This is a genomic window from Cribrihabitans neustonicus (assembly GCF_048820895.1).
GTDB classification, from domain to species: Bacteria; Pseudomonadota; Alphaproteobacteria; order Rhodobacterales; family Rhodobacteraceae; genus Cribrihabitans_A; species Cribrihabitans_A neustonicus.
The window spans coordinates 212,809-232,142 of record NZ_JBMERQ010000004.1; the positions used below are offsets into that span (position 1 = coordinate 212,809).

Sequence of the window (19,334 nt, forward strand, 5' to 3'; positions counted from 1 at the left end):
TGCGGCTGGCAAGGGGCTGGCCTGAGGCCGAGAACTGCGGAGACCGGACAGCACATGCGGGCCTGGTCCGGTCCCGGACCCGGCGGCATGCGCCGGGGCATTCGCTAAGGGCTGGCCGGCCAAGGGCCTTTTGCCGGATGGCAGACGGCAGCAAGTGGCGGGGCTAGGCTTGGGCTAGAGACAGCAATCAAGCTGCCGCGCCGCGGTCGCCGGGAAGAACCGGACAGGACGCCTCACTCCTCCGCAGTGAGGTACCGGGGCCGCAGCACCACGATCTGCGGCCGCTCGGGCAGGCTGCGCAGAGAAATCTCCAGGTCCGAGGCGCCCTCATTCACCACCGGAAAGACTTCGCCCGCCTCGCTGAGGAATCGCTGCAGCGTATAGTCTCCGAACCAGTGCATCGGGATCACCACCGAGGCGCGCAGCCGGGCCAGCACCTCCATCATCTGGTCGAGCGGCAGCGTGGTGCCGCCATCCACCGCCGCCATCACCACGTCCATGCGCCCGAGGGCTGCGTATTGCGCGGGCGTCGGCACGTGGTGCAAGTGGCCGAGGTGGCCGATGCAGAGCCCCGCGGCCTCGAAAACGAAGATCGAGTTGCCCAGGGGCTCCACCCCGCCGTAGCGGGAGCGGATATCGGTGGAGACATTGCGGATCAGCACGCTGCCGAGGTCGAGGTGGTGCTCGATCCCCTCGCCGAACGGCCCCCAGCCGCGCAGAACGTGCGGGATTGCCGGGTCGGGATGCGCCGTCCAGTGGGTCTCATGGGCGTGGTTCATGGTGACCACATCGGGGATCACCGGCGCGGTGCCGATGAAGCCGGTGTAGTCGGTGACGATGTTCAGCCCGTCCTCGGTCTGCAGCAGGAAAGAGGCATGGCCGAGATAGCGTATGCGCAGATGGTGTGCGCCGACGGGCTCCTGCCAGCTTGCGGGACGGAGGTATTGCAGCCCCGGTGCGCTGCCAGCCAGGGCGATGCAATGGCTCGCGCGGCGCTCCTGTGCGGCGGCGGCGGTGAAGAGGAGGCCGGCGGCGAGAAGAGCGAGGGCAGAGAGGAAATGGCGCATGCAGGAGTTTTAGGGCGCCAAGGCCCGCTGTCACGTGAAAGGCCTGAGGGCCGGGACGGGAAGGCTTCCCTGCGCCCGCAGGGCGGCACGGCGGCAGGCTGCATCCTGCCTGACGGGGCAAAGGCGCAAACCGCCTTGGGGTGCGCCGCGGCCTCAGGCCTAATCCCGCACTGGGGAACACAGGCCTGAGGCCCAATTCTTCCTGAGCGGAAGCAGACCAATACGGTGACCGGCCGGTTCCCTGCTTGCTGGCGATGAAGTTGGGCTGACCGCGGGAAACCCGCGTGTCGGGACAAGGATGATTAAGGACGATGCCGCTGCGGATGCGGGGCCCGCCGGGCCCGGCAGGCCGCTGCTGCCCTACCCTGCCTGGGTGCGGCCGCGGCGGTCGTGGCGCAGCGCGGCGTAGAGCACGTGGGTGCGCCAGCGGCCGTTGATCTGAAGATAGCTCTGCGCGACACCCTCGTATTTAAAGCCGGATTTCTCCAGCAGACCGCGCGAAGCGGAATTTTCCGGCAGGCAGGCGGCCTCGATCCGGCTGAGGTCCAGCTTGGTGAAAGCGTGGTGCACCACTGCGCCGATCGCCTCGCGCATGTAGCCATGTCGGGCGTAGGGCTGCCCGGTCCAGTAGCCGAGCGTGCCCGCCTGTGCCGGGCCGCGGCGGATGTTGTCGAGGGTGATTGCCCCGACCAGCACCTGATCCTCGCGCCGGATCAGAAACAGTGGCAGCGCCGTGCCCGAGGTCACCGAGCGGCGTGCCCAGTAAACGCGGTTGGTAAAGGACTTGCGGCTGAGGTGGTCGGCGGCCCAGCCGGGCTCCCAGGGCGTCAGATACGCCTGGCTGTTGAGCCGCAGGCCCGCCCAGGCGTGAAAGTCGCCATGCACCGGCGGCCTGAGGGTCAGGCGTTCGGTTTCAATGGCGACCTTCGGACGGCTGAGCAGCATCAGGCGGTGCGCCTCTCCTGCAGAGCGGCAAGCGAGGGCGCCTTGGCAAGCGGGCCGTAAAGCGCCAGTGCCGCCGGGGAGCTCGCGGCCATGGCTTCGGCCATTTCGCGCACGTCCCTGAGGCTCACCGCGTCGATCCGGGCGATGGTCTGCTCGAGCTCGGGCACCTTGCCCCAGATCTGCACCAGCCGCGCCAGCCGCTCGGCCCGGTTGGAGGGGCTTTCCAGACCCATCAGCATCCCCGCCTTCATCTGCGCGCGGGCGCGCTCAACTTCCGCGGCACTCATGTCCCCGGCAGCGCGCTTCATCTCGTCGATGGTGATTCCCGCGAGCTCGCCGAGCTGTTCGCCCGAGGTGCCGGCATAGATCGTTACCGAGCCGGTATCGGCATAAGACCCTGCCTGGGCAAAGATCGTGTAGCAGAGGCCGCGCTTCTCGCGCACCTCCTGGAACAGCCGCGAGGACATGCCGCCGCCAAGGGCGCCCGCGTAGATCTGCGCGGTGTAGACCGCATCGTCCCGGTAGCCCGGGCCTTCGAAGGCGAGCGCGAAATGAGCCTGTTCGAGGTCCTTGTCGCGGCGCGCCTCGCCGCCTGTGAAGCGGGCGCCTTCGGCATCGCTGCCGGGGCGCGGCTCAAGATGGCCGAACATCCGCTCTGCCAGTTTCACCAGTTCGTCGTGATCGACCGCGCCGGCCGCCGACAGGATCATCTGGCCGGGGCCGTAGTGCTGCTTGACGAAGCCCTCGAGATCCTCGCGGGAGAAGCTTCTGACGCGCTCCGCGGGGCCGAGGATGGTGCGGCCGAGCGGCTGATCGCGGTAGCATTCCTCCTGCAGCCAGTCGAAGATCACGTCATCCGGGGTGTCGAGCGCCTGGCCGATCTCCTGCAGGATCACGCCGCGTTCGACCTCGATCTCGCGGCCGTCGAAGACCGGGTTCAACAGGATGTCGCCGATCACGTCGAGCGCCAGCGCCACGTCGTCCTTCAGCACCCGCGCGTAATAGGCCGTGACCTCGCGGCTGGTATAGGCGTTGATGTAGCCGCCCACGTCCTCGATCGCCTCGGCGATCTCGAGTGCCGTGCGGGTTTTCGTGCCCTTGAACGCCATGTGCTCCAGGAAATGGGCGATGCCGTTCTGCTCGATCCGCTCGTGGCGGCCGCCGGCGGTGACCCAGATCCCGATGGCGGCCGATTCCAGCCCCGGCATGTGCTCGGAGACGATGCGGAAGCCGTTGGCGAGAGTGTGCTGCTGTACTGTCAATGCGCGATGTGCTTTCTGATGTGATCCTCGAGGGCGGCCAGGTCGTTGGCGATCCGGGTCACCCGTTCCGGCTTCTCATACAGATCAGACATGCGCGGGGGAAGGGGCGGATGGATGCCGCTGGCGTCTTCGACCGCGGCGGGGAATTTCGCGGGGTGCGCGGTGGCGAGCGTCACCATCGGGACGTCCGCATGGCGGTGCTCATTCGCGACCTTCACGCCGACGGCGCCATGCGGGCACAGAAGCTCGCCCGAGGCTTCGACCTCGGATTTGATGGTGGCAAGCGTTTCTTCTTCCGAGGCGCGGCCGGAGGCGTAGGTCTCGCGCAGGGCTTCCATAGCGCCCTGCGAGACATTGAAGCCGCCGCCGGATTTCAGCTCGTCCATCAACTGGGCCACCGCGCTGCCGTCCTCGCCATAGGCGTAGAACAGGGCGCGTTCGAAGTTCGAGGACACCTGAATGTCCATCGAGGGCGAGATCGAGGGGATGGTTTCGCCCTTGAAGTAGCCCTGCCCGGAGAGGCAGCGGTGCAGGATGTCGTTCTGGTTGGTGGCGACCACCAGCTGCTCGATCGGCAGGCCCATGCGCTTGGCGATGTAGCCAGCAAAGATGTCGCCGAAGTTGCCGGTGGGCACGGTGAAGCTGACCTTGCGGGCGGGCGCGCCGAGGCTGACGGCGGCGGAGAAGTAGTAGACCACCTGCGCCAGCACGCGGGCGAAGTTGATCGAGTTCACGCCCGCGAGCTTCACCTCGTCGCGGAAGGCGAAGTCGTTGAACATGTCCTTCACCGCGGCCTGGCAATCGTCGAAATCGCCATCGACGGCGAGCGCGTGGACGTTGGCGTCTTCGGGCGTGGTCATCTGGCGGCGCTGCACCTCGGAAACGCGGCCATGCGGGAAGAGGATGAAGACGTCGACCGCATCGAGCCCGCGGAAGGCCTCGATCGCGGCGGAACCGGTGTCTCCCGAGGTGGCGCCCGCGATGGTCACCCGCTCGCCGCGCCGCTTGAGCGCGGCCTGGAACAGATGGCCGATGAGCTGCATCGCGAAGTCCTTGAAGGCGAGCGTCGGCCCGTGGAACAGCTCCAGCAGGAAGTGGTTGGGCGCCAGCTGCTTCAGCGGGGCACGGGCGGCGTGGCCGAAGGGGGCGTAGGCCTTGGCGATGATGCCGCGGAATTCGTCATCGGTGAAGCAGTCGCCGAGGAAGGGGCGCATCACCCGGAACGCGGTTTCCTCGTAGGAGAGCCCGGCCAGTGCGGCGATATCGTCATGGGACATCTGCGGGATTTCGGCCGGCACGTAGAGGCCGCCGTCGCGGGCCAGCCCCGTCAGCATGGCGTCTTCGAAGGTCAGCTCGGGCGCCTGGCCCCGGGTCGAGATGTATTTCATCGCCTCAGCTCTCAAGATTGGGTGCGGCTGCGCCGCAGGAAATAGAGGGTCATCGCGGCCCAGATGAAGGCCAGCGAAAACCAGGTGATCGCATATTGCAAGTGGTCATTGGGGATGGCGGCGGTGCTGACCGGCACCGGACGCGGAGCGCCCTGCCCTGCCGGCACGGCGGCGTCCTGCCACTGCGGCGCGCTGCGCAGTACCGCCATCACCGGCTCTGTCCCCAGTTCCGCAGCCATGCGGGCAGCGTCGCGGGCGTACCAGATGTTGCCGTCCACGTCCGGCGCCGGCGTGTAGCTGTCGGTCTCGTCCGGCCAGTGCAGATTGGCTTCCACCGTGGCGGGGCCCGCGCGGCGGGCGGCGTCCTTGGCGGCGGCCGGGATGAAGCCGCGGTCCAGCAGGATGCGGCGGCCGTCCTCGAGCGTGAACGGGGAGATCACCCGGTAGCCCGCGCCATCCTCCTTGAAGGAGATCAGCACATGCAGTTCCTCCTCCCCGATCTGGCCGGTCAGCCGCACCGGAGTGTACTTGTCCGCTTCCGGGTCCAGCGCGGCGGGCAGGCCCGCGGCGGGTTCGGCGGCAATGCGCGCCTCGATGGTGGCGAGGATGCCTTCCTTCCAGGCCTTGCGCTGGAGCTGCCAGCCGCCGAGGCCAAGGAGCGCCGCCAGGCCCAGGCCGCCGATGACCAGAAGGAAGATGACACGCCGCATCCGGGCCGCTCCGCTAGAAAGAACTGGGGCGCGCAAGCCCTTGCCTGCGCGCCCCGTGTGATACGTCATGTCCGCCGATATTCAACCGCAAACATGTACCCGGTACAAACCGCCCCTTACAGGCCGGAGGTGCCCCAGATGTAGACGGCGAAGAACAGGAACAGCCAGACCACGTCGACGAAGTGCCAGTACCAGGCGGCGGCTTCGAAGCCGACGTGCTGCTCGGGGGTGAAATCGCCCTTCATCGCGCGGATCAGGCAGACGGTCAGGAAGATGGTGCCGATGATGACGTGGAAGCCGTGGAAGCCGGTGGCCATGAAGAAGTTCGAGTAGAACTCGTCCTCGCCGAACTTCCAGCCCTCGTGCAGAAGGTGGGCGTACTCATAGCCCTGCAGGAAGGTGAAGGCGACGCCAAGCGCGATACCGATGGCCAGGCCCTGGATCAGCGACTTGCGGTCGTTGTTGTGCACCAGCGCGTGGTGCGCCCAGGTGACGGCACAGCCGGACAGCAGCAGGATCAGCGTGTTGATCAGCGGCAGGTGGAAGGGATCGACCGCGTAGATTTCCGGCGGGATGTACTCGCTGCCGGTGTAGGTCTCCATCGGGTACATGGCGTGTTTGAAGAACGACCAGAACCAGGCGAAGAAGAACATCACCTCGGACATCACGAAGAGAATGAAGCCGTAGCGCAGGCCGATGCGCACGACAGGCGTGTGGTCGCCCTGGCGGCTTTCGGCGACCACTTCGGACCACCAGGCAAAGGCCGCGTAGAGCACTGCGACAAAGCCGATCCAGAACGGCCAGGCGGTCATGCCCTTCATCCAGAGCACCGCGCCCAGCAGCATGACAAAAGTGCCTGCCGAAGCGGCCAGCGGCCAGATCGACGGCGGCAGAATGTGATAATCGTGATTTTTTGCGTGCGCCATTTAAGTGTCCCTACCTAGCGGCCTAGTTCGTGGTTGGATCTGCGCCGGCATCCGCGCCGGCGTCGAGGGCGGCAACACCCTCGGGCAGATCGGTTTCGTAAAACGTGTACGACAGAGTGATCGTGTGCACATATTTGGCGTCCCGGTCGTCGACGATTTCCGGATCGACAAAGAAGGTCACGGGCATCTGCACCCGCTCGCCCGGCTGCAGCACCTGCTCCCCGAAGCAGAAGCAGGCAATTTTCTCGAAGAACCCGCCGGCCTGGTAGGGCGTCACGTTGTAGGACGCCGTCCCGGCCACCACGCGGTCGGTGGGGTTGTAGGCCTCGTAAAAGGCCAGCCCGGTCTCGCCGATGCGCACTTCCATCTCGCGCTGCACCGGCTTGAACTCCCAGGGCATGCCGCGCTCCTTGGAGGCGTCGAAGCGGATCTTGATGGTCTGCTCCAGGATCGTGTCCGAACCCTGCTCGGCCACGCCGGTGACGCCGCCGAAGCCGGTTACCCGGCAGAACCAGTCGTAAAGAGGGACCGAGGCCCAGGCGAGGCCGCCCATCAGCACGACGACGCCTGCCAGCTTTGCGGCGGTCTTCTGCGGTGCATTGAATGCCATCAGTTCTGCTCCGTCCGGGTTTCGCTGCCGCTGCCGTCGCCTTTGCCGGGGAAACTGAAGCCGCTCGACGTGACCTTGACCATGGTCAGGGCCAGGATCAGCACAACGAAGGCAGCGAGCAGCACGCCCACGCCCATGTTGCGGCCGAAGCGGCGCTTGTGCAGGTCATGGTCCTTGCGCAAAGCCATCTTACCACCCCCCAAGCCCGTAGGGCTTCAGCAGCGCTTCGGCCAGGATCGCGCCGAAGTGCAGGAACAGGTAGAGCAGCGACAGCTTGAAGAAATTGCGCTCCACCTTGAAGTTGTCGGCTTCGCTGTCGTCCTCGTTGCGGCGCCAGATCTTCACGGCGCCCTGCAGGAACAGCGCGTTCAGCACCACCGCCACGGCCAGGTAGACCGGGCCCCCGATGCCGGAAAACGCGGTGCCCACCGCCAGCAGCGCCAGCAGCACGGTATAGACCAGGATATGCACGCGGGTGGAGCGGCGGCCGTGGGTCACGGTCAGCATCGGCACGCCCGCGTCGTCGTAGTCCGAGCGCATGAACAGCGCCAGCGCCCAGAAATGCGGCGGCGTCCACATGAAGGTAAGCGCGAACATCAGCCAGGGCTCCACCGCCATCGAGCCGGTGGCGGCAACCCAGCCGATCACCGGCGGGAAGGCGCCCGCGGCGCCGCCGATCACGATGTTCTGCGGCGTCGCCCGCTTCAGCCACATTGTGTAGACCACCACGTAGAAGAAAATGGTGAAGGCCAGAAACGCACCTGCAAAGACGTTGGCGGCCAGCGCCAGCATGATCACCGACAGGCCCGAGAGCGCGAGACCCAGCACCATCGCCTCGCCCGGCTCTACCTTGCCGGCCGGAATCGGGCGCGATTTAGTGCGCTTCATCACCCGGTCGATGTCGGCGTCCCACCACATGTTGAGCGCGCCGGAGGCGCCGCCGCCGATGGCGATGAACAGGATCGCGGCAAAGCCGATCACCGGATGCACGCTCACCGGTGCGGCCAGCAGGCCGACAAGCGCGGTGAACACGACCAGCGACATGACACGCGGCTTCAGCAGGGCGAAGTAATCGCCGAAGCCGGCCTCGTTTTCACTCACTTGGCTCGCGTTGATGCTTGCGTCGCTCATCTCGATCCCTTTAGCGGCAGCCGGGTGCGCAGCAGCTGCGCACCCTCAGATTCATGGGCAGTTGGCCCGGGCCAAGACGGCACGGGCACGGCCGGTCTTAGTTCGAGGCGACCTGGTAAGACTGCGGGATGCCCGCGTATTCCTCGATCGCGCCCTGCAGCCAGGCGTCGTATTCTGCCTGGGTCACCACCTTCACGGTGATCGGCATGTAGGCGTGATCCTTGCCGCACAGCTCGGAGCACTGGCCGAAGTAGATGCCTTCCTTGCCCTCTTCGACCCGGAACCACAGTTCCGCCAGACGGCCCGGGACGCCGTCCTGCTTCACGCCGAACGCCGGGATGGTCCAGGAATGGATCACGTCGGCCGCGGTCACCTGCATCACCACGGTCTTGCCCGAGGGCACGACGACGGCGGTGTCGGTGGCCAGCAGGTATTCGTCCTGAGAGTAGCCGTTCTCTTCCAGCTTGTCTTTGGGCAGCAGGAAGCTTTCGAAGCCGAACTCGTGGTCGGTGTACTCATAGCCCCAGTACCATTGGTAGCCGGTCACCTTGATGTTGATATCGCCTTCCGGGATTTCCTGCTGCGCAAACAGCTGCGGCAGGGAGAAGGAGCCGATGAACACCAGGATCAGGATCGGGATCACGGTCCAGGCGATCTCGATCGGGGTATAATGGCTGTACTTGGCCGGCGTCGGGTTGGCGCGGCGGTTGTAGCGCACGATGGCGTACAGCAGCAGGCCGGCAACAAAGATGCAGATTGCGGTGATGATCACCAGAATCATGTAGTCGAGCCGCTGAAGCCCTTCGGCCAGCGAGGTCGCCGCCGGCTGAAAACCCATTTCGCCGTCCGTGGGCGCGCCAATAATCTCAAGGCTTTCCTGCGCCATGGCGGGAAGGCTGGACAGGCCGGCAAACAGGCCCGAAAGCATCAAAGCGTTCTTCATATCTTGTCCTGATCGGTTGATCGCATTGTTACTGCGGCACCGCGCGGCGGGGAATCAATGATTCCGCAAAACGCAATAGCCCCGTTGTCTTTGAGGGCGCTTAAAATCATATTCCTCCGTACAGATAAAGAGGCAGGCAAGCGTCAAACCGTCGCTTTCTTGGCTCAGATCAAAAAAACCGGAGCTCTGCACCATGGAAAACCCTGCCTTCCGCCCCTTCGAAACTGTGCTGCCGGAAGACGAGGCGCTGCCGCTGCTGCGGGCCGCGCTGGATGGGGCGGAGGATGGCGAGATCTTCGCCGAGCGGCGCAAGTCCGAGGCGCTGGTCTTTGATGACGGGCGGCTGCGCAGCGCCAGCTATGACGCTTCCGAAGGTTTTGGCCTGCGCGCGGTCAACGGCGATGTGGCGGGGTACGCGCATTCCACCGATGTCTCCATCGCAGCCCTCCGGCGCGCGTCGGAGACCGCGCGGCTGGCAGTCGGCGACGGCGGCGGCACCTATGCCGCGCCGCCGCAGCCCACCAATACGAAGCTTTATACCGACGCCGACCCGATCAGCGCCCTGCCCTTCCCCGTGAAAGTGGAAACACTGCGTGAGATCGACGCATTTGCCCGCGGGCTGGACAGGCGCGTAGTGCAAGTCTCGGCCTCGCTTGCGGCTTCCTTGCAGGAAGTGGAGATCCTGCGCGCTGATGGCGTTCGCGTGAGTGACATCCGCCCGATGGCGCGATTGAACGTCTCGGTCATCGCCGAGCAGGACGGGCGGCGCGAGAGCGGGTCGGCGGGCGGCGGCGGGCGCCTTGGGCTGGACGGGCTGATCGACCCGGCCAACTGGCAGGCGCAGGTCAAGGAAGCGCTGCGCATCGCGCTGGTGAACCTGGAAGCGGAACCGGCGCCCGCGGGCGAGATGGAAGTGGTGCTGGGCCCCGGCTGGCCCGGCATCCTGCTGCACGAGGCCATCGGCCACGGGCTGGAGGGCGATTTCAACCGCAAGGGCTCTTCTGCCTTTGCCGGGCTGATGGGCCAGCAGATTGCCGCCAAGGGCGTCACTGTGCTGGATGACGGCACCATCCCCGACCGCCGCGGCTCGATCACCGTGGATGACGAGGGCACACCGAGCCAGAAGACCACGCTGATCGAGGACGGCGTGCTGGTGGGCTACATGCAGGACCGCCAGAACGCCCGGCTGATGGGGGTTACCCCAACCGGCAACGGGCGGCGGCAGAGCTACGCCCATGCGCCGATGCCGCGGATGACCAACACTTACATGCTGGGCGGGGATGCCGACCCGGGCGATCTGGTGGCGCAGATCAGGGATGGCATCTGGGCGGTGGGATTTGGCGGCGGCCAGGTCGACATCACCAACGGCAAGTTCGTGTTCTCCTGCACCGAGGCTTACAGGGTGAAGGACGGCAAGGTGGGCGCGCCGGTCAAGGGCGCGACGCTGATCGGCGACGGCGCCACCGCCCTGAAGCAGATTCGCGGGCTTGGCAACGACATGGCGCTGGACCCGGGTATGGGCAATTGCGGCAAGGCGGGGCAATGGGTGCCGGTGGGCGTCGGCCAGCCCTCGGTGCTGATGGACGGGCTGACGGTGGGCGGCTCGGCTGCCTGAGGCACCCCTTATTTGTAAGCGGCCGGGCTGCTGGTGTGCCGGCCGGGCGCTTCCGGCGCAGCCCTCCGCGGACCGGAAAAAATACCCACTTAGTATTAGATGCTTCCGCAAATTAGCAAAAAATCACGGAAAAATTGTTGTCCGTTCACCACCTGTTAACCCCCTTAAGGCTAATTCTGGTCTTGCAAACAGGCGGAGCCGCGGATGACTGAAGAAGCACATTCTTCCACTCACCCCCCACTCCCACCCACCACGGAAGAGCTTCAGTACTCGTGGCTTCGTCTGTTGCGCTCCAAGCGGGTCGGCGCGGTGACCTTTCACCGGCTGCTCGCGCAGTACGGTTCAGCGCAGAATGCGCTGGACGCGTTGCCTGAACTGGCACGCACCGCAGGTATAAAGGGGTATGAAACATGCCCTGCCAAGGCGGTAGACGCCGAACTCAAGATCGCAAAAGCCGCCAAAGCGCGGCTTTTGTGCTATGGCGGCCCCGGGTATCCCGACCTTCTGATGACCCTGAACGACGCCCCGCCCCTGCTGTGGGCGATTGGCGACATTAACCTTCTGGCACGCCCGGCGGTGGCACTTGCCGGCGCGCGCAACGCGTCGTCGCTCGGCACCCGCATGGCGCGGGCGCTGGCGCGCGAACTGGGCGCAGCTGGGCATGTGGTGGTCTCCGGCCTCGCCCGCGGCATCGACACCGCCGCGCATGAAGGCGCGCTGGAGACCGGCACCGTTGCGGTGCTCGCGGGCGGCGCCGATGTCATTTATCCCGCTTCCAATGCGGCCCTTGCCGACCGCATCCAGGAGGCCGGCGTGATTCTGTCGGATCAGCCGATGGGGCTGGCCCCGCAGGCGCGCCACTTCCCGCGCCGCAACCGGATCATCGCCGGAATCGCCCGCGCCACCGTGGTGGTGGAGGCCGCGGCCCGCTCCGGCAGCCTGATCACCGCCCAGCAGGCGCTGGACTACGGCCGCGAGGTGCTGGCGGTGCCGGGCCACCCGTTCGATGCCCGGGCCTCGGGCTGCAACATGCTGATCCGTGACGGCGCCCAGCTGGTGCGCGGTGCCGAGGACGTGCTTGCCGCCCTGCCGCCGCTGCCGCAGGCCGCCCGCCCCACGCCGCCGAAGGACCTGGAGGCCGCGATGGCGGACCTGCCCCCTCCGCCGCCGCAGAAGCGCAGCCTGGCCGAGACACAGGCCCTGCACCAGCAGATCCTCGACCGGCTCGGCCCCTCCCCCACGCCGGAGGAAGCGCTGATGCGCGACCTGGCGCTCGCACCGGGCGACCTCGCGCCTGCGCTGACCGACCTGGAGCTGGAAGGCGCGCTGAGCCGGGGCCCCGGCGGCCTGCTCTGCCGCCCCGCCACACGCGGCGGCTGACCGCTGCGGCCACCTCTCAACCCTCTTCAGGGACCGCGAATTCCCGTGCACCGGCGCCGCGTCCAATGGCTGCGGATTGACAATCTCCTCTTGCACCCCACATCTTGCCCCGCCTAGAACGCGCCAAATCACTCCCGAGAGGTTACTGAATTAATGCCCGTTGTCGTTGTCGAATCCCCAGCCAAAGCGAAGACGATCAACAAGTACCTTGGCTCGGACTACACCGTTCTGGCGTCCTACGGGCACGTGCGCGACCTGCCGGCCAAGGACGGCTCGGTCGACCCCGACAACGGCTTCGACATGACCTGGGAAGTCGGCGCAGACAGCCGCAAGCACGTGAAGGCGATCGCCGACGCGCTGAAAGACGACAACGCCCTGATCCTCGCCACCGACCCCGACCGCGAGGGCGAGGCGATCAGCTGGCACCTGCAGGAGGCGCTGACCAAGCGGCGGTCGATCAAGAAGGACACCGACGTCAAGCGCGTGACCTTCAACGCGATCACCAAGGAAGCCGTGGCCGAAGCGATGAAGAACCCGCGCCAGGTCGACCTGCCGCTGGTGGAAGCCTATCTGGCGCGCCGCGCGCTCGACTATCTGGTCGGTTTCAACCTGTCGCCCGTGCTGTGGCGCAAGCTGCCGGGCGCACGCTCGGCGGGCCGGGTGCAGTCGGTCTGCCTGCGGCTCATCGTCGAGCGCGAGATGGAGATCGAAGCCTTCAACCCGCAGGAATACTGGTCGGTCCGCGCCAGCCTCAAGACCCCGCGCGGCCAGGATTTCGAGGCGCGGCTCACCGTGCTGGGCGGCGACAAGCTCGACAAGTACAGCCTGGCCAACTCCACCGCGGCGGAACTTGCAGTGCAGGCAGTCGCTTCGCGCCAGCTCAAGGTGCAGTCGGTCGAGGCCAAGCCCGCCTCCCGCAACCCCTCGGCCCCCTTCATGACCTCCACTCTGCAGCAGGAGGCCAGCCGCAAGTTCGGCATGGGCGCGCGGCAGACGATGAACGCGGCGCAGCGGCTTTATGAGGCGGGCCACATCACCTACATGCGGACCGACGGCATCGACATGGCGCCGGAAGCGGTCGAGGCCGCGCGGGCCGAGATCGGCCAGCGCTATGGCGAGGAATACGTGCCGGGCAAGCCCCGGATCTACAAGAACAAGGCAAAGAACGCCCAGGAAGCGCACGAGTGTATCCGCCCCACCGACATGGGCCGCGACGCCGCCTCGCTGAAGGTGAGCGATGACGACCAGCGCAAGCTCTACGACCTGATATGGAAGCGCACGCTGGCGTGCCAGATGGAAGGCGCCCGGCTTGAGCGCACCACTGTCGACATCGGCTCGGACGATGGCCAGGTGGTGCTGCGCGCGACCGGCCAGGTGGTGCTGTTCGACGGCTTCCTGCGGGTCTACGAGGAAGGCCGCGACGATGTCACCGACGAGGACGACAAGCGCCTGCCGCAGATCATGGAAGGCGAGGCGCTGAAGTTTGCAGGCACTTTGGCGGCGCAAGCCGAAAAGGCGGGCAAGGATGCGTCGGTGCTTTCGGAAGACGCCGCCGTGCTGGCACTGCAGCACCACACCCAGCCGCCGCCCCGCTACACTGAGGCAACGCTGGTCAAGCGTATGGAAGAGCTCGGCATCGGCCGACCCTCGACCTATGCGTCGGTGATCACCACGATCCAGGACCGCGAGTACGTCCGCAAGGACAAGAACCGCCTGTTCCCCGAAGACAAGGGCCGGATCGTCACCATCTTCCTGCTCAACTTCTTCCGCAAGTACGTGGGCTACGAGTTCACCGCCAACCTGGAGGAAGAGCTCGACGACGTGAGCGCGGGGCAGCGCGACTACAAGGACCTCCTGGGCCGGTTCTGGCGCGATTTCTCCGCCGCCATTGCCGAGACCTCGGAGCTGCGCATAACCGAAGTGCTGGATGTACTCGACGATGCGCTGGCGCCGCAGCTCTACCCGCCGCGGGAAGATGGCTCCGATCCGCGCATCTGTCCGAAATGCGGCACCGGTCAATTGCACCTCAAGACCTCGCGCACCGGCGGCTTCGTGGGTTGCGGCAACTACCCGGAATGCACTTATACACGGCCCATCGCCGGCGAAGGCGCCGATGGCGACGAGCGCGTGCTGGGAGTGGACCAGGGGGACGAAATCCACTTGAAATCGGGGCGCTTCGGGCCGTACGTGCAGCGCGGCGAGCCCACACCCGAGAACAAGAAGCCACCCCGCGCGAGCCTGCCGAAAGGCTGGAGCAAGGACGAGATGGACCTTGAAAAGGCGCTGACGCTGCTGAACCTGCCGCGCGAGATCGGCGTGCACCCGGAAGGCGGCACGATCTCCTCGAACTTCGGCCGCTTCGGACCCTACCTGATGCACCAATTGCCCGATGAGGAGAAACCGGTCTACGCCAACCTCAAGGACCCCAACGACGTCTTCGAGATCGGCATGAACCGCGCGGTGGAGCTCTTGGCGGAAAAACGCGCGAACCCCGGCCGCCGCGGCAGCCAGGCGGCGGCGAAGCCGCTTAAGGAGCTCGGCGAGCACCCCGGGAGCGGCGGCGCGGTTAACATCATGGACGGCCGCTACGGGCCCTATGTCAAATGGGAGAAGGTGAATGCCACCCTGCCCAAAGATGTGGAACCCAAGGACGTGACCATGGAGATGGCTGTTCAGCTGATTGCCGAAAAGTCAGCGAAGGGCGGCAAGAAAAAGGCAGCCCCCAAGAAGAAGGCTGCGCCCAAGAAGAAGGCCACCGCCAAGAAGGCCTCCACCTAAGACCCGGGGCGGATGGCGGCCCGCATCAGTGCCGCCATTGCCGCCTCATAGGGCGCTGCCTCCGCGCCTTCGGCAATGGCAAGCGCGGCCCTGTCGAAGGCAGCCGACATGACCACCGCCAAGGCATCAAGCCCGGCCTCGTCCAGGCCCGTATTCGCCGCCTCCAGCCCCGCGCGCAGTGCTCCGCGCCCTCCGCCGGCATCGATCTCACCCATTGCGTCAGCGCCAAGCACGGCGGGTCCGTCCACGAGCAGTATGCGCGCCCGGCCCGGAACGGCCATTGCGGCGAAAAACGCCCGGCTGCCAGCCTCCAGCCCTTCCACCTCCGGCACCTTGGAAGCGGCTTCGATGGCTTGAGTGACGGCATGCGCCTCAGCCTCGGCAACAGCGCGGAACAGCGCCTCCTTCCCGTCAAAGTGATGATACAGCGCGCCGCGCGTGACCTCCGCAGCCCTAACGATTTCCGGCGTCGATGTCCCGGCGTAGCCTTTTTCCGCAAACAGACTGCGGGCAGCGGCAATCAGCCGCTCGCGCATGGCGGCCCGGCGCGCGGCGTTCGGGACGGGTGTATTTCTCTCTTGCATACATTCAGCCTGTATGTTTACCTCTGCATACATACAGGCTGTATGTTTTTGAAAAGAGGTGCAACATGAAAGTGACCCAATTCTACCCGGTGCTGCAGACCAGCGATGTCGCTGGCACCGCTGCATTTTACCAAACTTACTTTGGCTTCCGGCCGGCGTTTGAATCGGACTGGTATGTGCACCTTGAGTCGAGCACTGATCCCGCCGTGAATCTGGCCGTTCTGGACGGCACCCACCCCACCATTCCCGAAGCCGGGCACGGCAACAGCGCCGGTGTCATCCTGAACTTCGAGGTGGAGGACGCCGCGGCCGAATACAGCCGGCTGACCGGCGCGGGCCTGCCTGTCCTGAAACCGCTGACAGACGAAGCCTTTGGCCAGCGCCACTTCATCACCGCGGACCCGAACGGCGTGCTGATCGACGTGATCACCCCGATCCCGCCCAGCGCGGAGTTCGCGGCGCAATATGCCGAAGACGCCCTGCCCGCGTGACGCTGCCAGCCCTGGCGGGCCGCCGGGAGGCACCGGCTGCCCGCCGCTCCGTAGAAATACGCAAACTTCTCCGTATCGTTGACTTGTGCCCGCCCCGGCGTCAGAACCACTGTCAAACGGTAGTTTTTGGGAGAACTCCATGAAAAAGGTATATTCAAATGCCGCCGAAGCGCTGGACGGGCTGCTGTTCGACGGCATGTTCATCGCTGCGGGGGGCTTTGGCCTCTGCGGCATCCCCGAGCTTCTGCTGCAGGCAATCAAGGACGCGGGCACCAAGGACCTGACCTTTGCCTCCAACAACGCGGGCGTGGATGATTTCGGCATCGGCATCCTGCTGCAGACCCGGCAGGTGAAGAAGATGATCTCCTCTTATGTGGGCGAAAACGCGGAGTTCATGCGCCAGTACCTGTCCGGCGAGCTGGAGCTGGAATTCAACCCGCAAGGGACCCTTGCCGAGCGCATGCGCGCGGGCGGCTGCGGCATTCCGGGCTTCTACACCAAGACCGGTGTCGGCACCCAGATCGCCGAGGGCAAGGAGCATAAGGACTTCGACGGCGAGACTTACATTATGGAGCGCGGCATCTTTGCCGATCTCTCCATCGTCAAGGCCTGGAAGGCCGATGACACCGGCAACCTGATCTTCCGCAAGACTGCGCGCAACTTCAACCCGCCCGCCGCCATGTGCGGCAAGGTCTGCGTCGCCGAGGTGGAGGAGATCGTGCCGCGCGGCTCGCTCGATCCCGACCACATCCACCTGCCCGGCATCTACGTGCACCGCATTATCCAGGGCGAGCACGAGAAGCGCATCGAGCAGCGCACCACCCGCAAGCGTGAGGAGGCTTGAACCATGGCTTGGGACCGCAACCAAATGGCCGCACGCGCCGCGCAGGAGCTTGAGGACGGCATGTATGTGAACCTCGGCATCGGCATTCCGACGCTGGTGGCAAACTACGTGGGCGACAAGGATATCACCCTGCAGTCCGAGAACGGCATGCTGGGCATGGGCCCCTTTCCTTACGAGGGCGAGGAAGACCCGGACCTGATCAACGCGGGCAAGCAGACCATCACCGAACTGGCGCGCACCTCCTACTTCGACAGCGCGACCTCCTTCGGGATGATCCGCGGCGGCAAGATCGCGGCGGCGATCCTGGGCGCGATGGAAGTGGCCGAGAACGGCGACCTCGCGAACTGGATGATCCCCGGCAAGCTGGTCAAGGGCATGGGCGGCGCGATGGACCTGGTGGCCGGCGTCGGCAAGGTGATCGTGGTGATGGACCACACCAACAAGCACGGCGACAGCAAGCTGTTGAAGGAATGCACCCTGCCGCTGACCGGCAAGGGCGTGGTCGACCGCATCATCACCAACCTCGGCGTGCTGGACGTGGTCGAGGGCGGCCTTAAGATCGTCGAGACGGCCGAGGGCGTGAGCGAGGACGAGCTGCGCGCGGCGACTGAAGCGACCATCGTGGACTGACCCGCGGGGCCGCAGCGGCGGTCCAGCAAGCGAGAAACGTGAAGGCCCGCCTGTCCTGGCGGGCCTTTCCTGTGATTCTTAGCTGGTGAACGGGCGGCTGAGCGGGCGCTGGCTGTGCCACGGCGCGCCTTCGGGCGGGTTGACGATCTCCCACATGTAGACGCGCTTGTCGTACCAGTTGACCACCAGCTCGCGCTCCGCTTCGAAGACCACCACGCAGTAGCGGCCCGAGGCCGGGTCGCAGCTGTCGCGGCCGAGCCAGCTGACGATCACCGGGTCCACCAGGCTGCGGTTGAACAGCACCACCGCCTTGGTCCATTTGCCGGTGGCATAGAGCCCGCCGCCGAAAATCGCGGCCGCAAGCAGCAGGAAGCCCGCGCCCGAGAGGTGGCGCAGCGGGTTCCGGGCGGCGAGGTTTGGCGCGAAGGCGACGAAGACCAGGCGGCCGAAGAAGCCCACGAAGGCGATGGTGGCGATCAGGGCGAGGCTGCTGCTGAAGCCTTGTGACTGAGCGGCCACGGCGGCCGGGTCTATTCCGAGATCCAATGCTGTCTCCAATCTATTTTCTGCTAAATGGGGTGTTGAAAAATATGCAGCCGTGAAATCAGCCACGCGCGGCAGAAAGATGGCGGCTCTTGGCGAAACTTATGGTTTTACGGGGGATAGCGGGGAGCTGCTGCCCGAGGGGCTACTGCATCACCCGGAACACGCAGCCATCCGAGAGAAACTGCGGCGGGGTCAGGCAGAGACCGCGGGCAACTTGGTAGGCAGCCAGCACCTTGGGCACGTAGTCGCGGGTCTCGGCAAAGGGCGGCACGCCCTTGTGGGCACGTACCGCGCCCTCGCCCGCGTTGTAGCCCGCGAGCACGAGGATCGGATCGCCGCTGAATTCCTGCATCAGCCAGTCGAGATAGCGGATGCCGCCGGCGATGTTCTGCTTTGCCTCCAGCGGGTCGGTGACTCCGAAACGGGCGGCGGTGTCCGGCATCAGCTGCATCAGCCCCTGCGCGCCGGCGCGGCTCACGGCACCGGCCTTGCCCGCCGATTCGACCGCGATCACCGCGAGCACCAGCGCCGGGGAGACCTGGGTGCCCGCGCTTTGGGTCAGGATTTCCACCCCGCGGGCGGCGGCGATGTCCTGCAGCAGCTGCAGCCGGGGGGCCATGGCTCCTCCAGCCTTGGCGAGTGCCAGCAGGGCCGGATCGAGCCGGCCGGGGCCAAGCCCGGTGCCTGCGGCGGCATGGGGGGCAATTTCCTCCCAGAAGGCGGCGAAGCGGCCCGGGCCGGGTGCCGGTGGCAGCAGCTCCGGGCCCGGCGAGGGTGCGGCGGCGGCCACCGGCTGGGCATTCAGCGTTTCATCCGGCGCGATCTGCACGATGATCCGTTTGCGGGTGCCGGGCGCGGGCGGCTTGATGCGCTTGGCCTCGAAATCGGGAAAAGGCTGCGGCGCCGGAGCGGGCTCAGACGCAGGCGCGGACTGGGCATGCGGCTGCAGCGGCAGGAGGGCCGCCGCCAGCGCCACAATCGCGATATGGACGGCTTTCACCTTGCCTGCCCCTGCTGCAATTTTGTTGCGGTTTCCGAAAGCGTCGGAAAATCCCGGCCCGAAGGCCAGCCCGGGCGGCCCGGAATCGGGCAAGCGCGCCATATTTTGCCGCCACTGGCGCGGAAATGCCACGGGAGACCGCAGAGTCCCACAGGGAATAACCGAATGCTGCCAATGCGTTAGAAAAATCCTTGCGAAGAAGTTAAGATTGGGGCCGATTTTCCGGCATTCAGCCCAAATCCTGCCACGCTGCGCTGGCTATATGTCCTTATCCGAGCCGGACAGCGGTCAAGCAGGTGAGAGAGCGGACCCTGAAGAGATGGCGGGATATGCAAAATTCAGTGATCCTTTGGAGGGACGACACCATGATCAAGTTCATCAAAAACTTCCGCAAAGACGACTCCGGCGCCGTGACCGTGGACTGGGTCGTGCTGACCGCCGCCGTCGCCGCCCTGGCCGGCGTGGTCTACACCGCCATCGAGAA

The 19,334-nt window shown here is 66.0% G+C and carries 19 protein-coding genes; 6 read left to right on the top strand and 13 right to left on the bottom strand.

Translation table 11 applies throughout. The features are described 5' to 3' along the window. Window positions 1-233: 233 nt before the first annotated feature. The 10 genes from ACOHWE_RS12405 to coxB all read right to left on the bottom strand — a co-directional run bounded on the left by ACOHWE_RS12405 (window position 234) and on the right by coxB (window position 8,982). Window positions 234-1,067: an MBL fold metallo-hydrolase gene (locus ACOHWE_RS12405; RefSeq protein ID WP_420666753.1), complete on the bottom strand. Its 834-nt coding sequence runs from the start codon at window positions 1,065-1,067 to the stop codon at window positions 234-236. A 360-nt stretch (window positions 1,068-1,427) separates the two neighbouring features. Then, window positions 1,428-2,012, bottom strand: coding sequence for a GNAT family N-acetyltransferase (locus tag ACOHWE_RS12410; RefSeq protein ID WP_420666754.1), 585 nt, complete (start codon window positions 2,010-2,012; stop codon window positions 1,428-1,430). After that, complete coding sequence (locus ACOHWE_RS12415; RefSeq protein ID WP_420666756.1) at window positions 2,012-3,274, bottom strand: M16 family metallopeptidase; 1,263 nt, start codon at window positions 3,272-3,274, stop codon at window positions 2,012-2,014. The genes ACOHWE_RS12410 and ACOHWE_RS12415 overlap by 1 nt, the downstream gene beginning before the upstream one ends. Beyond that, window positions 3,271-4,662 (bottom strand): threonine synthase, encoded by a 1,392-nt coding sequence (thrC, locus tag ACOHWE_RS12420; RefSeq protein WP_420666757.1) that lies wholly within the window; start codon window positions 4,660-4,662, stop codon window positions 3,271-3,273. The genes ACOHWE_RS12415 and thrC overlap by 4 nt, the downstream gene beginning before the upstream one ends. An 11-nt stretch (window positions 4,663-4,673) precedes the next feature. Then, window positions 4,674-5,372: an SURF1 family protein gene (locus ACOHWE_RS12425; protein WP_420666759.1), complete on the bottom strand. Its 699-nt coding sequence runs from the start codon at window positions 5,370-5,372 to the stop codon at window positions 4,674-4,676. Window positions 5,373-5,488: 116 nt separating this feature from the next. Then, window positions 5,489-6,298 carry a cytochrome c oxidase subunit 3 gene (locus ACOHWE_RS12430; RefSeq protein WP_420666761.1) on the bottom strand — a complete coding sequence of 270 codons (810 nt, stop codon included), beginning with the start codon at window positions 6,296-6,298 and terminating at the stop codon, window positions 5,489-5,491. 22 nt (window positions 6,299-6,320) lie between these two features. Further along, window positions 6,321-6,908, bottom strand: a complete 588-nt coding sequence (locus ACOHWE_RS12435; RefSeq protein WP_420666763.1) for a cytochrome c oxidase assembly protein — start codon at window positions 6,906-6,908, stop codon at window positions 6,321-6,323. Beyond that, the gene (locus tag ACOHWE_RS12440; protein WP_420666765.1) at window positions 6,908-7,096 is read right to left on the bottom strand and encodes a cytochrome C oxidase assembly protein; all 189 of its coding nucleotides are present in this window, start codon (window positions 7,094-7,096) and stop codon (window positions 6,908-6,910) included. Before ACOHWE_RS12440 ends, ACOHWE_RS12435 begins: the two co-directional genes overlap by 1 nt. Before the next feature lies 1 nt (window position 7,097). Further along, window positions 7,098-8,039, bottom strand: a complete 942-nt coding sequence (gene cyoE / locus ACOHWE_RS12445) for a heme o synthase (protein WP_420666766.1) — start codon at window positions 8,037-8,039, stop codon at window positions 7,098-7,100. Between the two features lie 97 nt (window positions 8,040-8,136). After that, window positions 8,137-8,982 (bottom strand): cytochrome c oxidase subunit II, encoded by an 846-nt coding sequence (gene coxB, locus ACOHWE_RS12450; protein ID WP_420666767.1) that lies wholly within the window; start codon window positions 8,980-8,982, stop codon window positions 8,137-8,139. 193 nt (window positions 8,983-9,175) lie between these two features. On the opposite strand from coxB, the gene tldD reads away from it, so the two are divergent. The 3 genes from tldD (at window position 9,176) to topA (ending at window position 14,755) form a co-directional block, all read left to right on the top strand. Beyond that, window positions 9,176-10,597 carry a metalloprotease TldD gene (tldD, locus tag ACOHWE_RS12455; protein WP_420666769.1) on the top strand — a complete coding sequence of 474 codons (1,422 nt, stop codon included), beginning with the start codon at window positions 9,176-9,178 and terminating at the stop codon, window positions 10,595-10,597. 204 nt (window positions 10,598-10,801) lie between these two features. Next, complete coding sequence (gene dprA / locus ACOHWE_RS12460; RefSeq protein WP_420666771.1) at window positions 10,802-11,977, top strand: DNA-processing protein DprA; 1,176 nt, start codon at window positions 10,802-10,804, stop codon at window positions 11,975-11,977. Window positions 11,978-12,130: 153 nt separating this feature from the next. Next, entirely contained in the window at window positions 12,131-14,755 is a 2,625-nt protein-coding gene (gene topA / locus ACOHWE_RS12465; RefSeq protein WP_420666773.1) for a type I DNA topoisomerase, read from the top strand. Here topA and ACOHWE_RS12470 read toward each other — a convergent pair. Further along, entirely contained in the window at window positions 14,752-15,339 is a 588-nt protein-coding gene (locus ACOHWE_RS12470; RefSeq protein ID WP_420666774.1) for a TetR/AcrR family transcriptional regulator, read from the bottom strand. The genes topA and ACOHWE_RS12470 overlap by 4 nt on opposite strands. Before the next feature lie 65 nt (window positions 15,340-15,404). On the opposite strand from ACOHWE_RS12470, the gene ACOHWE_RS12475 reads away from it, so the two are divergent. The 3 genes from ACOHWE_RS12475 (at window position 15,405) to ACOHWE_RS12485 (ending at window position 17,304) form a co-directional block, all read left to right on the top strand. After that, entirely contained in the window at window positions 15,405-15,830 is a 426-nt protein-coding gene (locus tag ACOHWE_RS12475; protein WP_420666775.1) for a VOC family protein, read from the top strand. A gap of 139 nt (window positions 15,831-15,969) precedes the next feature. Beyond that, window positions 15,970-16,674, top strand: coding sequence for a CoA transferase subunit A (locus tag ACOHWE_RS12480; RefSeq protein ID WP_420666777.1), 705 nt, complete (start codon window positions 15,970-15,972; stop codon window positions 16,672-16,674). Window positions 16,675-16,677: 3 nt separating this feature from the next. Continuing rightward, window positions 16,678-17,304, top strand: a complete 627-nt coding sequence (locus ACOHWE_RS12485) for a CoA transferase subunit B (protein WP_420666778.1) — start codon at window positions 16,678-16,680, stop codon at window positions 17,302-17,304. 78 nt (window positions 17,305-17,382) lie between these two features. Here the strand turns inward: ACOHWE_RS12485 and ACOHWE_RS12490 are convergent, their stop codons facing one another. Both ACOHWE_RS12490 and ACOHWE_RS12495 read right to left on the bottom strand, forming a co-directional pair. After that, window positions 17,383-17,850: a hypothetical protein gene (locus ACOHWE_RS12490; protein ID WP_420666779.1), complete on the bottom strand. Its 468-nt coding sequence runs from the start codon at window positions 17,848-17,850 to the stop codon at window positions 17,383-17,385. A 142-nt stretch (window positions 17,851-17,992) separates the two neighbouring features. Continuing rightward, a complete protein-coding gene (locus tag ACOHWE_RS12495) occupies window positions 17,993-18,850 on the bottom strand; it encodes a lytic transglycosylase domain-containing protein (protein WP_420666781.1) in 858 nt (285 codons plus the stop codon). Window positions 18,851-19,334 lie beyond the last annotated feature (484 nt).

Excerpts from the sequence above, each read along its gene's own strand:
- ACOHWE_RS12405 (WP_420666753.1), bottom strand. The coding sequence starts at position 1,067 with ATGCGCCATTTCCTCTCTGCCCTCGCTCTTCTCGCCGCCGGCCTCCTC.
- ACOHWE_RS12410 (WP_420666754.1), bottom strand. The coding sequence starts at position 2,012 with ATGCTGCTCAGCCGTCCGAAGGTCGCCATTGAAACCGAACGCCTGACC.
- thrC (WP_420666757.1), bottom strand. The coding sequence starts at position 4,662 with ATGAAATACATCTCGACCCGGGGCCAGGCGCCCGAGCTGACCTTCGAA.
- ACOHWE_RS12425 (WP_420666759.1), bottom strand. The coding sequence starts at position 5,372 with ATGCGGCGTGTCATCTTCCTTCTGGTCATCGGCGGCCTGGGCCTGGCG.
- ACOHWE_RS12430 (WP_420666761.1), bottom strand. The coding sequence starts at position 6,298 with ATGGCGCACGCAAAAAATCACGATTATCACATTCTGCCGCCGTCGATC.
- ACOHWE_RS12435 (WP_420666763.1), bottom strand. The coding sequence starts at position 6,908 with ATGGCATTCAATGCACCGCAGAAGACCGCCGCAAAGCTGGCAGGCGTC.
- ACOHWE_RS12440 (WP_420666765.1), bottom strand. The coding sequence starts at position 7,096 with ATGGCTTTGCGCAAGGACCATGACCTGCACAAGCGCCGCTTCGGCCGC.
- cyoE (WP_420666766.1), bottom strand. The coding sequence starts at position 8,039 with ATGAGCGACGCAAGCATCAACGCGAGCCAAGTGAGTGAAAACGAGGCC.
- coxB (WP_420666767.1), bottom strand. The coding sequence starts at position 8,982 with ATGAAGAACGCTTTGATGCTTTCGGGCCTGTTTGCCGGCCTGTCCAGC.
- tldD (WP_420666769.1), top strand. The coding sequence starts at position 9,176 with ATGGAAAACCCTGCCTTCCGCCCCTTCGAAACTGTGCTGCCGGAAGAC.
- dprA (WP_420666771.1), top strand. The coding sequence starts at position 10,802 with ATGACTGAAGAAGCACATTCTTCCACTCACCCCCCACTCCCACCCACC.
- topA (WP_420666773.1), top strand. The coding sequence starts at position 12,131 with ATGCCCGTTGTCGTTGTCGAATCCCCAGCCAAAGCGAAGACGATCAAC.
- ACOHWE_RS12470 (WP_420666774.1), bottom strand. The coding sequence starts at position 15,339 with ATGCAAGAGAGAAATACACCCGTCCCGAACGCCGCGCGCCGGGCCGCC.
- ACOHWE_RS12475 (WP_420666775.1), top strand. The coding sequence starts at position 15,405 with ATGAAAGTGACCCAATTCTACCCGGTGCTGCAGACCAGCGATGTCGCT.
- ACOHWE_RS12480 (WP_420666777.1), top strand. The coding sequence starts at position 15,970 with ATGAAAAAGGTATATTCAAATGCCGCCGAAGCGCTGGACGGGCTGCTG.
- ACOHWE_RS12485 (WP_420666778.1), top strand. The coding sequence starts at position 16,678 with ATGGCTTGGGACCGCAACCAAATGGCCGCACGCGCCGCGCAGGAGCTT.